The organism is Acidovorax sp. SUPP3434 (genome assembly GCF_030159015.1).
GTDB lineage: Bacteria > Pseudomonadota > Gammaproteobacteria > Burkholderiales > Burkholderiaceae_C > Paracidovorax.
In genome coordinates this window covers 101,141-114,278 of the sequence record NZ_BQXL01000014.1, presented here as the reverse complement: position 1 = coordinate 114,278, position 13,138 = coordinate 101,141, and the positions used below count along the sequence as shown (strand labels likewise).

Annotated in this window: 9 protein-coding genes; 6 read left to right on the top strand and 3 right to left on the bottom strand. The window is 71.1% G+C overall.

What is annotated here, in order from left to right:
• Positions 1–198 precede the first annotated feature (198 nt).
• A complete protein-coding gene (locus AVKW3434_RS19150) occupies positions 199–1,227 on the bottom strand; it encodes a porin (RefSeq protein ID WP_284407087.1) in 1,029 nt (342 codons plus the stop codon).
• A gap of 251 nt (positions 1,228–1,478) precedes the next feature.
• Between AVKW3434_RS19150 and AVKW3434_RS19145 the strand changes: the two genes are divergently transcribed.
• From AVKW3434_RS19145 to AVKW3434_RS19130, 4 genes are all read left to right on the top strand, one after another.
• On the top strand, positions 1,479–2,102 hold the full coding sequence (locus tag AVKW3434_RS19145; protein WP_284407086.1) for a Crp/Fnr family transcriptional regulator: 624 nt from the start codon (positions 1,479–1,481) through the stop codon (positions 2,100–2,102).
• A 251-nt stretch (positions 2,103–2,353) separates the two neighbouring features.
• On the top strand, positions 2,354–4,459 hold the full coding sequence (locus AVKW3434_RS19140) for a sensor domain-containing diguanylate cyclase (RefSeq protein ID WP_284407085.1): 2,106 nt from the start codon (positions 2,354–2,356) through the stop codon (positions 4,457–4,459).
• Positions 4,460–4,636: 177 nt separating this feature from the next.
• The gene (locus AVKW3434_RS19135; RefSeq protein ID WP_284407090.1) at positions 4,637–4,951 is read left to right on the top strand and encodes a DUF2946 family protein; all 315 of its coding nucleotides are present in this window, start codon (positions 4,637–4,639) and stop codon (positions 4,949–4,951) included.
• Between the two features lie 110 nt (positions 4,952–5,061).
• Positions 5,062–7,200 carry a TonB-dependent siderophore receptor gene (locus tag AVKW3434_RS19130; protein WP_284407084.1) on the top strand — a complete coding sequence of 713 codons (2,139 nt, stop codon included), beginning with the start codon at positions 5,062–5,064 and terminating at the stop codon, positions 7,198–7,200.
• On the opposite strand, the gene xdhB is transcribed toward AVKW3434_RS19130, so the two are convergent.
• On the bottom strand, positions 7,188–9,632 hold the full coding sequence (gene xdhB / locus AVKW3434_RS19125) for a xanthine dehydrogenase molybdopterin binding subunit (RefSeq protein ID WP_284407083.1): 2,445 nt from the start codon (positions 9,630–9,632) through the stop codon (positions 7,188–7,190). The two genes, AVKW3434_RS19130 and xdhB, sit on opposite strands and share 13 nt — an antisense overlap.
• Positions 9,629–11,164, bottom strand: a complete 1,536-nt coding sequence (gene xdhA, locus AVKW3434_RS19120) for a xanthine dehydrogenase small subunit (RefSeq protein WP_284407082.1) — start codon at positions 11,162–11,164, stop codon at positions 9,629–9,631. Before xdhA ends, xdhB begins: the two co-directional genes overlap by 4 nt.
• Before the next feature lie 237 nt (positions 11,165–11,401).
• Between xdhA and AVKW3434_RS19115 the strand changes: the two genes are divergently transcribed.
• Both AVKW3434_RS19115 and AVKW3434_RS19110 read left to right on the top strand, forming a co-directional pair.
• Positions 11,402–12,040, top strand: coding sequence for a flavin reductase family protein (locus tag AVKW3434_RS19115; protein WP_284407081.1), 639 nt, complete (start codon positions 11,402–11,404; stop codon positions 12,038–12,040).
• Between the two features lie 159 nt (positions 12,041–12,199).
• Positions 12,200–13,132 (top strand): LysR family transcriptional regulator, encoded by a 933-nt coding sequence (locus AVKW3434_RS19110; RefSeq protein WP_284407080.1) that lies wholly within the window; start codon positions 12,200–12,202, stop codon positions 13,130–13,132.
• Positions 13,133–13,138 lie beyond the last annotated feature (6 nt).

Here is a 13,138-nt window from a genome sequence, read left to right as displayed (position 1 = left end):
TACCTGATCCACCACCGCCAGCTTAAAGGCCAGTGTGTAGTCCTTCTGCGTTCTCTTAACCCATTGATCCACTTGACTTTCCTTTCTGATGAACAGAAAGGTGTCAACCTCATTCAGGACGGGTCACATCCATAAAAAAAGCGCGGGAGGCGACTCCCGCGCTTTTTCTTTGGGCGCGCCCTGCGCGCCGTGCGGCGATCAGAAGCGGTGGCGGATGCCCACGCCGAAGCTGTTGCCCTTCGTCTGCGCCGTGATGCGGTCGTTCATGAGCATGGCGTACACGTCGGTGCGCTTGGACAGGAAGTGGTCGTAGCCCAGCGTGAAGGTCTTGCGGTCGATGTCGGTCTGCGTCATCTCGGTCTTGACCCACTCCACCAGCACCTTGCCGGCCGGCCCGACCGGCACCGAGGCGCCCAGCTGCACCGTCTTGGCCTTGTTGGTGGTGTTGTCGGCCTTGGCCTCGCCGTAGCTCACGAAGGGCTTGACCAGGCCGAAGTCGTAGGCGCCCAGCAGCATCCAGTCGGTCTTCTTCGTGCCCAGATAGGCATTGGGAACGGCGGGGTTGCTGATCTGGTCGCGCTCGTAGAAGCCCGTCAGCGTCACGGGGCCGCCGAAGTAGAAGAAGTTCGCGCCGAAGTTCTTCTTGCCGTTGTCGCCCGGCTGCTCGCCGAACTGGTACTGAATGTTGGCCGAGAAGCCGCCGAATTTCGGCGTGCTGTAGACGATCTGGTTGCTCCAGCCCGTGTCGGACGGCGTGGTCGCACCCCAGCCGGTGCCGTTGAACAGCGGCACGTTCATGTGCAGGATCAGCGGCGAGAAGGTGAACGAATCGCCGAACGGATTGCCCACCACCGAGGGCAGGAAGTTGGGCGCCATCCAGCGGCCCAGCATCACCGAGCCGAAGTCGCCCGACAGGCTGACGTTGGCATCGCGCGAGAAGAACGTGTCGTTGGCGAAGCGCCCCTGCGAGCCGGTGTCCACCTTGATGAACGAGGTCAGCTGGAAGTTGGCCTTCAGTCCGCCGCCGAGGTCTTCCGTGCCCTTGAAGCCGAACCACGAGGTCGTGAGGCCGCCGCTGTCCACGACCGACTTGCGGCCCGCATCGCCGGCCATCTTGATGGACCCGGCGAACACGTCGGCCAGGCCGGTGAGCTGCACGGAGCTTTGGGCCTGTGCCCCGGCGGAACAAAGCAGCGCTGCACCCAGCGCGATCCAATTCTTTTTCATACGACTCCTGCGAAAGGGAAAAGGGGGAAGGGAAGGTGCCGATGGCTCGGCGGTGCACACGGGCCTTTCAACGGGCCAGGAAAAACGTGTCAATTTGCAAAGGGCTCCAAGCAAGGACCGTGCCTTCACCATTCGGCCTGTGGGGGCATGCGGCGCTCGTGGCATCCGGGCGCGGCGGCTGCGGCCAGAGCGCACCGCATTTGACTTTGCTCAACACCGCGCGGCGGTGCTGCGGTCACAGTGGCGGCTCTATGTTTCCCTCTTCTTCCACCCCCGCGCCGACCAAGACCGAGGCCCCTGCCGGCGAGGTGCTGCGCGAGCGCCACCAGCGTCCGGCCAGCGTGCTGTACCTGGACAGCGGCCGTGTGCTGCTCGGGGTGCGCGAGGATGGGCTGCTTCGGCACCAGTTGGGTGCGGTGGAGGGGCCGTGCTGGCTCGATGCCGCCCCCGCGCTGCTCGGCCAGGCGTGCATGGTGGACATGGTGGCGGACACGCGCGTGCTGCTGCGCCGCATGCCGCTGGAGGCCTTCCGGTCCGGCTTCGAATCGCTGCCGTCGCCCGCCCGGGCTCTGGTGTACGACATGGCGCGGGGCTACTGCCAGCAGACCGAGCTGGCCGTGAGCCGGCTCGCGCAGGACGCCGAGGCGCGTTGCGCCCAGTGGCTGCTGCGGCACGCCCAGCAAGACGATGCGGGCACGATGCGCGTGACGCTAAACCAGCGCAAGCGGCTCATCGCCGCGCAGCTGGGCATCGCGCCGGAAACCCTGTCGCGCGTGCTGCGCCACCTGCGCGACCACGGGCTCATTTCGGGCACGGGCAATGTGCTCAATCTGCCACGGCCCGGCGCGCTGCAGGTGGTGGCCGGGGTCGGCTGAAGCGCGTTCGGCCGCCCTGGCAAGGAGCGGGGTGGGGTGGCTGCAACGCGCGGCCGATCGGGCAGCGCGGCCATGGCACGGCGGTGCGAAAGGGCTCAGGGTTTCCCCCGGACCGACCGAGGGTTCCACCCAACCCGCGCCCGCAGGGGGCTGCGTATATTCGTTCGCACCCCATTGCACATTCCGCCTGACAGCATGCCCTGCGCCTTTCGCCGCCCCTTTGCCAGAGGTGCTTCGTCCACGGAGCGCCGATGACGCCGCCCTCGCACGAGGCGCTCGAGGCGGAGCAGGACGCGGCGGGCGACACGCCCGGCTGGCTGCTGCCGGGCCGCCTCGTGCAGCGCCTGATGCTGGTGGCCGTGCTGGCGGTGGTGTTCGCCGGGGCGATGGCCGCCTGGACCGTGTCGCGCGCGGCCGGCGAGGAGGCCATGCGCCGCCTCGTGAGCCAGCAGACCGACGAGGTCGAAGTGGTCGCGCGGCTGCTGGCCAGCAAGATCGAGCAGAGCCAGAAGGTGCTCAGCACCGTGGCCGAGGGCATCCAGCCGGTCATGCTCGACTCGCCGTCGTCCCTCGGGTGGCTGCTGCAGCAGGGCCTGCCGGCGGTGCGTTTCTTCGATGCCATGCAGGTGGTTCGGCAGGACGGCACCGTGGCCATCAACCTGCAATACGGCCGCCTGGACAGCGGCTCCAGCCTCGATCCGGCCGAGCGCGACAGCCTGCGCCGCACCATGCTGGAAGGCAAGCCGCTGGTGTCGGGCCTGATCGGCGGGCGGCCAAGCGAGGCGCGCGTGATGTTCACGATCCCGCTGCACCGGGACGAGGGCACGGTGGTGGGCGCCGTCTCGGGCGTGCTGCGCCTGCAGTCGCAGGGGCTGCTGCCGCCCTCGATGTCACTGCCGGCGCGCAAGGAATCCCGGCTCATCGTCTTCACGCGCGACGGCACCATCCTGTCGCACCCCGATCCCGCGCGGGTGATGGGCAGCGTGCGCGACGAGGCCGGCCTGTCGCAGGTGTTCGCGCGGTCGGGCGACAAGGATCAGCCGGTCATGGGGCGCGGCTTCACCGAGCGGCTGCCGGGCCATGTGGTCAGCCTGGCCGGCATGCCCATGACGCAGTGGACCGTGGCGCGCGTGAACGATGCGCAGGCCCTGCTCGTGCCGCTGGAGGGCGCGCAGCGCCGGGCCGCCTGGCTGGCGGCCGCCCTGATCGGCGCGGCCGCATTGCTGGCCGTGGCCTGCATGGCCTGGCTGGCGCAACCCCTGGCCCGGCTGTGCCACCGCGCCGCGCACCTGGGCGCCCGCGCGCCCGGCGCCTATGAAGACATGCCCTGGCCGCAGGGCGCCGGCGAGGTGGACGGGCTGGTGGCGGCCTGCCGCGGCCTGCTCGACGAGCGCACCAGCACGCAGTCGCAGATGGGGCTGCTGCGGGGGCAGTTGCAGTCCATCCTGGACCACGCACCCACCGGCATCATCATCACGCGCGGTGAGAACCTGCAGGTCGTGAGCCTGCAGGCCGGCCGCATGCTGGGCTACGAGCCGGCGCAACTGCAGGGGCGGCTGGCCCGCGCGCTCTACGTGAGCGATGCCGAGTACGAGCACCTCAAGCGGCGTGTGCGGGCGGAGTTCTCGGCACACGGAACCTTCGATGGCGACGTGTGCTTCCTGCGCCAGGACGGCAGCGCGGTGTGGGCCCGCGTGCTGGGTCGCTCGGTGCGGGACGCCCTGGGCGATGCGGGCACGGTCTGGATGCTGGAGGACCTCACCGCCGCGCGCGAGGCCCGCCGCCGCGAGAACTGGGCGGGCGGGCTCGACGCCCTCACGCAGCTGGCCAACCGCGACGCATTCAGCCAGCGCCTGCATGCGCTGCTGGCCGACCGCGCGGCCCGCCCCGATACGGTGCAGGCGCACCCGGGCGGGGAGGCGGGCGAGGGCGTGGTGCTGTTCCTGGACCTGGACCATTTCACCGTGGTCAACGCCATCGCCGGGCACGACGCAGGCGACGACGTGCTGCGCCACGTGGGCCGCCTCATCGAGACCCAGGTGCGGTCGGTGGGCTGGGCGGCTCGGCTGGGTGGCGACGAGTTCGCCGTGGTGCTGCCCGGCTGCCCGCTGGGACGCGGGCTGGCCATCGCCGAGCAGCTGTGCGCCGCCGTGCGGGCGTGGGAGCCCTCATACCAGGGCCGCAGCTACACGCTGGGCGTGAGCATCGGCCTCGTGCCGCTGGACAGCGGCGTGTACGACGTGACCGCGGTGCTCCATGCGGCCGACATGGCGTGCTATGAGGCCAAGCGCGCGGGCCGCGACCGGGTCGAGGTGCGCTCGGTGCGGGGTGGGCGCGCGCAGGTGCGCGCGGCGTGAAGGCGGGATGTGCCGCAGCGGCCACCGCGCCCTGCCGCCGCCCCATCGCCGGATGCTTCGCTCTTGCCCCGTCGGTTTGCCGATAATCGCCCCGTGCCCCAACCCCATCGCCCGCTGCGCAACCCCCTTGCTGTCCACGGCGGGCTGGCGTGTTGGCAAGCCCGCGTGCGCTGGGTCATGGCGTGGTTCGTGCTGTCGCTGGGCGTGGCGGTGGCCTCGCCCATCGTGCACCCCCAGGTGGTCGAGTGGGTCTGCACCGGCGTCGGAACGGTGAAGGCCGTCGTGCATGCCGATGAGGGCGCGCAGCCTGCGGGCCTGGCGCACTGGGACTGCCCGCTGTGCCTGCTGGCCGCGCCCCCGGCGCAGCCGCCGGCGGTCGCCCTGCCGGTCGTGCTGCCGCTGTCGCGCGCGGTGCAATCCATTGCGGCCGCGCGCATCGCCGCGGCCACCGCGGCGCCGCTTCCGGCCCGCGGGCCGCCGCCGCTTTCCTGATCCGCCCTCCGATTTCGCAGCGCGGGCCGGCCACCACGGCAGGCCACGCGATGCGATGTTTTTCGCACCGATCAGCGGCGCCCGATGGGGCGCCACAGAGAGCTTTTTTTATGCACCCAACCATTGCACGGCCCGTCGCGCTGGGGATGGCCCTGGCCTGGCTGTCCCTGGCCGCCACCGCCCAGACGCCCACCCCTGCGGACCCGGCGGCCGAACGCAGCCCGGCGCTGCCTGCCGTCACCGTCACGGCGCCGGCCACACCGGCGGCGCAGCGCAGTTCCCGCCTCGCCACCGGCACGGCGGGATCGTCGCTGGACACGCCGTTTTCCGTCACCACCGTGCCTGGCGAGCTGGTCCGCCAGCAAGGCGGCACCACCTTGCAGGACGCGCTGCGCAACGTGCCCGGCGCGCAGGCCGACTCGGGCTTCAACGGGTCGCACACGCAGTTCTTCATCCTGCGCGGCGCGGTGACCGACAGCGGCACCGGCTCCAACCGCGTGCTGCGCGACGGCGTGCGGCTGTCCAACTACCCCTACACCCCGGCGTTCGTGGAAAGCGTCGACGTGCTGCGGGGACCCGGCGCGGCCCTCGGCGTGCGCAGCGAACCGGGCGGCACCGTCAACCTCGTGACGCGCCAGCCGCAGCTGGCGAACTTCGGCAGCGCCTCGCTCGGCGCGGGGGCGCACGGCGCGCTGGAGGCATCCATCGACCTGAACCGCGTGTTGTCGGCCGAGAACGAACTGGCCGCCCGCGTGACGGCCACGCGGTCCCAGGCCAGCCAATGGCGGCATGTGGAAGACCGCCTCGACGGCATCAAGCTGGGCCTGGCCCAAAGCGATGGCAACCGCTACCACCTGCGTGCCAACGTGGAGGCCACCAACCAGACCTACCAGCCGGACTACGGACTTCCCGCCCTGGGCGGCCGGCCGGTCGCCGTGCCACGGGACCGGCAGCTTGGCGAGCCCTTCGGCGACTCGACCACCAACAACCGCATCTACGACCTGCACGGCGATGTCGCGCTGTCGGCCCACACGCGCTGGTCGGCCGATTTCACGCACCTGGAGGCGCATTCGACCTCCATCAAGAACCTGCTGAACGGCTCGCCGCTGGCGGGCCAGCCCGCCGGCACCTATGCCCGGGTCTCGGCCTGGGAGCCGGGCACCGAGCGCCGCATCGACTCGTTCTCGACCGCGCTTTCCAGCACGCAGGGCACCGGCGCGGTGACGCACCAGCTGTACTTCGGGGCGGACTACTACAAGGAGGTGCTGAACCAGCCCGCGCTGTCGGTGCCGGCCTCGACCAGCCCGGCCATCAACGTGTTCGACCCGGTGTATGGCCGGGTGACCGCGCCCCCGGCCGGGACGGTGCTGGCGCAGAGCCTGACGACGCAGGATCTCGAATCCGTGTCGGCGTCCGCCCAGGACCAGATCGACTTCGGCGCCTGGTCGGTGGTGGCGGGCCTGCGCTTCACGCGCCAGCGCTTCCTGTACGGCACGGCCGGCGTGCTGCCCGTGGAGGAGTCGCGCTGGAACCCGAAGCTGGCGGTGCTGCGCCGGCTGTCGGAGACCGACACGGTCTATGCCAACGTGTCCACCGGCACCTCGCCCAACCAGGTGGCTTCGTCGTCGAACCAGTCCCTGCCCTCGCGCCGTTCGGCGCAGGTCGAAGCCGGCTGGAAATCGCTGTGGCGGGGCGGCGCGGTCGTCAGCGACCTGGCGGTGTACCGCCTCGATCAGAAGAACATGATCGCGTCCGACCTGAGCACGCCGCTGAACAACTTCGACTTCACCACGGCCGGCAGCGCGCGGTCGCAGGGCATCGAGGCGTCGCTGTCCGGCCAGGTGACGGACCGGGTGACCGTGGCCGCCACCTATGCCTTCACCCATGCGAAGTACCTGCAGAACCCCGTGTACGGCGGCATGTCCGTGCCCAACGTGGCCCGGCATGCGGCCACGCTTTGGGCGCAGTACGCCTGGAATGCGCAGTGGAAGACGGGCGCGGGCCTGTACCTGCAAAGCCGGCGCTTCGCCGACGAGGCCAACACCACGGTGCTGCCGGGCTACGCGCGCTTCGACCTGAGCCAGACCTGGACGGCGAAGCTGGCCAACGGCCAGAGCGTCGAGGTCCAGGCGACGGTGCGCAACCTGTTCGACCAGCACTACTTCGTGTCGAGCCACCTGCACGTGAGCCGCTGGATCACGCCGGGGCAGGGGCGCAACGCGTTCGTCTCGGCCACCTACCGCTTCTGAGCGCCCGCCGGCCCGTCCATCCCGCCCAGCGCCCGGAGCACGTTCTCGGCCGTGGCGGGCGCGGTCAGCGTGACCGGCTGCCGGGCCGCCTCAGCCGGGCGCGCTGCGGCAATCGCGTTGCGCAGGGCCTCGTACACGCTGATGGCCAGCATGAACGGCGGCTCGCCCACGGCCTTGCTGCCGCCCACGTTGTCCTCCCGGTTGGCCTCGTGCCACAGCGCCACGGTGAAGCGCTCGGGGATGTCGCCCGTGGCCGGGATCTTGTAGGTGCTGGGCGCGTGGGTGGTGAGCCGGCCCTGGTCGTTCCACACCAGCTGCTCGGTCGTGAGCCAGCCCATGCCCTGCACGAAGCCGCCCTCGATCTGGCCGATGTCGATGGCCGGGTTGATGCTGCGGCCCACGTCGTGCAGGATGTCCACGGCCAGCACGCGGCTCTCTCCGGTGAGCGTGTCGATGGCCACCTCGGTGCAGGCCGCGCCGTAGGCGAAGTAGTAGAACGGCCGGCCGGTGAGCGTGGCCTTGTCGTAGTGGATCTTGGGCGTGCGGTAAAAGCCGTCGCTCCACAGCTGGATGCGGTTGGCATAGGCCTCCTTCACCACGTCGCCCCAGTTGCGCACGGCGTGGGGCGTGATGACCTGCCCGCCGGCGAATTGCACCTCGCCGGCGCCGCAGTGGTCCAGGCCGCACACGAAGGCGGCGAGGTTGTCGCGCACGTGGCGCGCGGCGAACTGGGCAGCGCGGCCGTTCAGGTCGGTGCCGCTCGATGCGGCCGTGGCACTGGCGTTGGGCACCTTGCTGGTATCGCTGGCGGTCACCAGCACGCGCGCCAGCGGCACGCCCAGCTCGTCGGCCACGATCTGCGCCACCTTGGTGTGCAGGCCCTGACCCATCTCGGTGCCGCCGTGGTTCACCTGCACGCTGCCGTCGGTGTACACGTGCACCAGCGCGCCGGCCTGGTTGAACAGCGTGGCGGTGAAGCTGATGCCGAACTTCACCGGCGTGATCGCCAGCCCGCGCTTGAGCACGGGGCTCGCGGAATTCCAGGCCAAAATGGCCTCATGCCGGCGTTTATATTGGCTGGATTGCTCTAATTTTGGTAGCAGATCGTGGAGGATGTTGTCCTCCACCGGCATCTGGTAGTGGGTGACGTTGCGGTCGGTGGTGCCGTACAGATTGCGCATGCGCACCGCGAGCCCATCGCACCCCAGGGCCCGCGCGATGTCGCCCAGGATGGCCTCGATGGCGATCACGCCCTGCGGCCCGCCGAAGCCGCGAAAGGCCGTGTGGCTCTGCGTATTCGTCTTGCAGCGGTACGAGGCGATTTCGACGTTTTCCAGGAAGTACGCGTTGTCGCTGTGGAACACGGCGCGGTCGGCCACGGGGCCCGACAGGTCGGCCGAGAAGCCGCAGTTGGCCGCCATGCGCAGCCGCAGGCCCGTGATGCGGCCCGTGCCGTCGAAGCCCACGTCGTATTCATAGGCGAACGGGTGGCGCTTGCCCGTCACCATGAAGTCCTCGTCCCGGTCCAGCCGCAGCTTGACCGGGCGGCCGAATTGGTTTGCTGCCACCGCCGCCCACACGGCCAGGTGGCCGGCCTGTGTTTCCTTGCCGCCGAAGCCCCCGCCCAGGCGCCGGCATTCCACGCGCACCGCGTGGTTCTCCAGGCCCAGGGCGTGCGCCACCCAATGCTGCACCTCGCCCGGGTGCTGGGTGCTGGAGTGGATCCACCACTGCCGCTGCTCCAGCGGCAGCGCGTAGGCGATCTGGCCCTCCAGGTAGAAATGCTCCTGCCCGCCGACCTCGAAGCGGCCCTGCAGCCGGTGCGCCGCGCGGCCCAGGCCCGCGTCGGCGTCGCCGCGGCGCACGAAGACGGGCGGCAGCACGTAGCTTTCGGCGGCCAGCGCCTCGTGCACGGTCAGCACCGCGGGCAGGGGGGTGATGTCCGGCACCACGGCGCGCGCGGCGCGGCGGGCCTGCATGACCGAATCGGCCACCACCAGGCCGATCACCTGGCCCACGTGCTGCACGGTGTCGATGGCGAACACGGGCTCGTCGTGCGCGAAGGCGGCCAGCAGCTTGTCGCCCGGCACGTCGGCGCTGAGCATCACGCCGTGCACGCCGGGCAGGGCCAGCGCCGCGCGGGTGTCCACCCCGTTCAGGCGCCCGTGCGCCACGGGCGAGAGGATGGGCGCGGCATACAGCGTGCCCTTCACCTCGGGCAGGTCGTCGATGTAATGGGCGCTGCCCGCCACCTGGGCGCGCGCGCTTTCGTGTGGGTGCGATCGGCCCATGGCGCGGGCCGGCGCGGGCGCGCCCTCGGGCGGGCGGGCCTGAGGCGTTTGCGGGCCGGCGGCCCCAGCCGCGTTGGCGGCGATGGCCACGGGGTCGTCTTCGGCGTCGCGGCTCAAAGGGGCGTCGTCGTGCCGTTTCATGCGAGGGCCTCCGGGCGCAGTTGCTCCAGCAAGACGGGAATGGGCAGGGGAACGGCCTGCGGCCCCTGGCGCTCCAGCCAGAAGCGGCGGAGCAGCCCCGCGAGGACGGCACGGCGGTATTCGCCGCTCGCCCGCATGTCGGAAATGGGCTGGAACTCGGCCTGCAGGGCGGCCGCGGCGCGCTCCACTGTCTCCATTGTCCAGGGCTGGCCGGCAAGTGCGGCCTCGGTCTGCCGGGCCCGCGCGGGCGTGGCGGCGACCCCGCCCGCGCCGATGCGGGCGCGCCGCACCCGGCCGTCGGCGATGTCGAGGTTCAGCACCAGGCACACGGCGGAAATGTCGTCGTCGAAGCGCTTGGACACCTTGTAGGCCGCCAGCGATTCGCCCGGCGCGGGCAGCGGCACCTCGACGCGCACGAGCAGCTCGTCCGGCGCCATCACGTTCTGGCGATAGCCGGTGTACAGGTCTTCCAGCGCCAGCGTGCGTTCGCCGCGCAGGCTGGCCAGCACCACGCTGGCGCCCAGCGCGATCAGCAGGGGCATGGAGTCGCCGATCGGCGAGCCGTTGGCCACGTTGCCGCCCAGCGTGCCGGAGTTGCGCACGGGCAGTCCGGCGAAGCGCGCGGCGAAGCGGTGCAGCACGGGCCAGCGGGCCTGCAGCGCATCGAACGCGTCGGCCAGCGGCACGGCCGCGCCGATGGACAGCCGCCCGCCCTGCGTGCCGATGCGGCGCAGCTCCTGCGCCCGCGTGACGTCGAGCATCTGCGCGAACTGGCGGTGCTGCTTGGTGATCCACAGGCCCACGTCGGTGGCGCCGGCCACCACCTGAGCGGTGGGGTGCGCGGCGCGCGCGGCCAGCAGTTCGGCCAGCGTGTCCGGGGCCAGGTAGGCGTCGTTGGGCGCGGATGCCGGTTTGGCCAGGGTGGCCAGCTGCGGCAGCAGTTGCGCTTCGTCCACCTGCATGCGGGGCAGGGCGGCCATCCGCTCGGCCGCGTCCAGGATGGGGCGGTAGCCGGTGCAGCGGCACAGGTTGCCCGACAGGTCGTGCACGGCCTGTTCGCGCGTGACCGCGCGGCCCTGGCACACGCGGTTCTGGTACATGCCGAACAGGCTCATCACGAAGCCCGGCGTGCAGAAGCCGCACTGCGAACCGTGGCACTGCACCATGGCTTCCTGGGCGGGGTGCAGGCCCGGCGCGCTGGAGGGGGCGCCGCTGGAGGACGCGGCGGCGGGCGGCGCGGGCTGGACCAGCGGGTCCTGGTCCAGGTCTTCCACCGTCCACAGCGCCATGCCGTCGATGGAGTGGGCCAAGCGGATGCAGCTGTTCACGGCCCGGTAGCGCACGCGGCCGTCCACGGCCTCGCCCAGCACCACGGTGCAGGCGCCGCAGTCGCCCTCGCCGCAGCCTTCCTTGGTGCCGGTGTGGCCCAGGTCTTCGCGCAGCACCTCCAGCAGGGTGCGGTCGGGGGGGACATGGGCCAGCGTCACGGGCTGGCCCCGGCGGATGAATCGCAGCGGGCGGGAGGTGGTCATGCGTTGTGCGGTGCAGGGTTCGGTCGTTGGGGCCAGTGTGCGCGCCATGTCGGGACAGGGTAGGGGCCCGGGGGTGGCGGCGCATATGGGCGAGCGTATAACGGCCATGCGCCGGGCGCCATGCCCGGAACGCCGGCCGTTGCTTTGGCCCCGCTTGCTGCCTTCGCCTGGCACGGATGCTGCGTCCCTTCGTGGCGCCACGCCAAGGTGGCAGGCCGCAGACCCCAAGGACACCGGATGGACATCGATTTCTCGCAACTCGGCGCCTACGAGCGCTACAAGCTGATGGCCAGCCTGATCGTGCCGCGCCCGATCGCGCTCATCACCACCCTCGGGGAGGACGGCACGGTGAACGCCGCGCCGTTCAGCATGTTCAACATGCTGGGCGAGGACCCGCCGGTGCTGATGGTGAGCATCAACCGGCTGCAGGGTGGCCACCTCAAGGACACGGCCGCCAACATCCTGCGCACCGGCGAATTCGTGGTGCACATCGCCGACGAGGCCATGGCCCAGCGCATGCATGCCTGCGGCGACGCGCTGCCGCCGCACGAGAGCGAACTGGTGCATGCCGGCCTCACGCCGGTGCCGTCGCGCAGCGTGGCCCCGCCGCGCATCGCCGAGGCCCCCGTGGCGTTCGAATGCGTGCTGCACGAAACCATGGAAACGGCCAGCCGCTACGTCTTCATCGGCCGCGTGCAGTGGCTGGGCGCGCGCGAGGGCCTGGTGGACACCGAGCGCTGGCGCGTGCGGCTGCAGGACTACCAGCCGGTGGGGCGGTTCGGCGCGAGCTTCTATGTGACGACCGGCGACCGCTTCTCGCTCGACCCGGCGCCGCAGCCGGGCGCCGCGCGTTCGACGGCCATCGACGAGATCTGACCACCCGCGCCGCCGCCTCGGTAGTTGCCTGGCTCGCGGTCTCGCGGCCTCGGCGCTACAGTGCGATGTCCCCTTGCCTTCTTCACTGCGCCCTCGCTCGCCACCGGCAGGCCCGGCGTGCCATACGCGTTGGCGTATGGCTGGAATGCCCCCACCCTTATGAGAGACCAAGCCCTTTTCGACAAGATAGACCTCCATCTCATAAGGGTCTTGCACACCGTGTTGACTGAACGCAGCGTATCGCGGGCCGCCGTGCGGCTGGGCATGCACCAGCCGGCCGTGTCGGCGGCGCTGCGCCGCCTGCGCGACCTGGCGGGCGATCCGCTGCTGGTGCGCTCGGGCGCGGCCATGCTGCCCACCGATGCCGCGCTGCGCATGGTGGAGCCGGCGGGCGCCATCCTGCGGTCGGCCGAGGCGCTGTTCTCCGATGCGCGCGGGTTCGACGCGCGCACCGCCACACGCACCTTCCGCATCGCCGCGAGCGACTACCTGGACCCGCTCTTCCTGCCGCGCCTGGTGGCCCGCCTCAAGGCCGAGGCTCCGCTGTGCCCGGTCGAGGTGCTGCCGCTGTCGGCGGACGCGCACTACCACGCGCACCTGGCGCAGGGCGAGGTGGACGTGGTCATCGGCAACTGGCCCCAGCCACCCGACGACCTGCACATGGGGCGGCTTTTCGGCGACGAGGTGGTCTGCCTCGTGAGCCCCGCGCACCCCGCGGTGCGCCGCGGCTGGGACACGGACGAGTGGCTGGCCGCCGAGCACATCGCCCCCACTCCCACGCACCCCGGCGCGCGCGGCGTGATCGACGCGCACCTCGACTCCCTGGGCCTGCAGCGCCGCGTGACCGCGCGCTGCGCCCATTTCAGCCTGATCCCGGAGATGGTCGCCGCCAGCCTGCTGGTGCTCACCACGGGGCGGCAGTTCTGCGAACGCTTCACCGACCGCCTGCCGCTCACCGTGCTGCCGTGCCCGGTGCCCTTCCCGCGCCTGATGTACTACCAGCTGTGGCATGCCCGCACCCACCATTCGGCCGCCGCCATGTGGCTGCGCGACAGCGTGCGCACCGTGGCAGCATCGCTACGAAAAGCATAGCGGCCA

What these genes read in the sequence shown, in the direction of transcription:
- AVKW3434_RS19150 (WP_284407087.1), bottom strand. Translation starts at nt 1,227, where the DNA reads ATGAAAAAGAATTGGATCGCGCTGGGTGCAGCGCTGCTTTGTTCCGCC.
- AVKW3434_RS19145 (WP_284407086.1), top strand. Translation starts at nt 1,479, where the DNA reads ATGTTTCCCTCTTCTTCCACCCCCGCGCCGACCAAGACCGAGGCCCCT.
- AVKW3434_RS19140 (WP_284407085.1), top strand. Translation starts at nt 2,354, where the DNA reads ATGACGCCGCCCTCGCACGAGGCGCTCGAGGCGGAGCAGGACGCGGCG.
- AVKW3434_RS19135 (WP_284407090.1), top strand. Translation starts at nt 4,637, where the DNA reads ATGGCGTGGTTCGTGCTGTCGCTGGGCGTGGCGGTGGCCTCGCCCATC.
- AVKW3434_RS19130 (WP_284407084.1), top strand. Translation starts at nt 5,062, where the DNA reads ATGCACCCAACCATTGCACGGCCCGTCGCGCTGGGGATGGCCCTGGCC.
- xdhB (WP_284407083.1), bottom strand. Translation starts at nt 9,632, where the DNA reads ATGAAACGGCACGACGACGCCCCTTTGAGCCGCGACGCCGAAGACGAC.
- xdhA (WP_284407082.1), bottom strand. Translation starts at nt 11,164, where the DNA reads ATGACCACCTCCCGCCCGCTGCGATTCATCCGCCGGGGCCAGCCCGTG.
- AVKW3434_RS19115 (WP_284407081.1), top strand. Translation starts at nt 11,402, where the DNA reads ATGGACATCGATTTCTCGCAACTCGGCGCCTACGAGCGCTACAAGCTG.
- AVKW3434_RS19110 (WP_284407080.1), top strand. Translation starts at nt 12,200, where the DNA reads ATGAGAGACCAAGCCCTTTTCGACAAGATAGACCTCCATCTCATAAGG.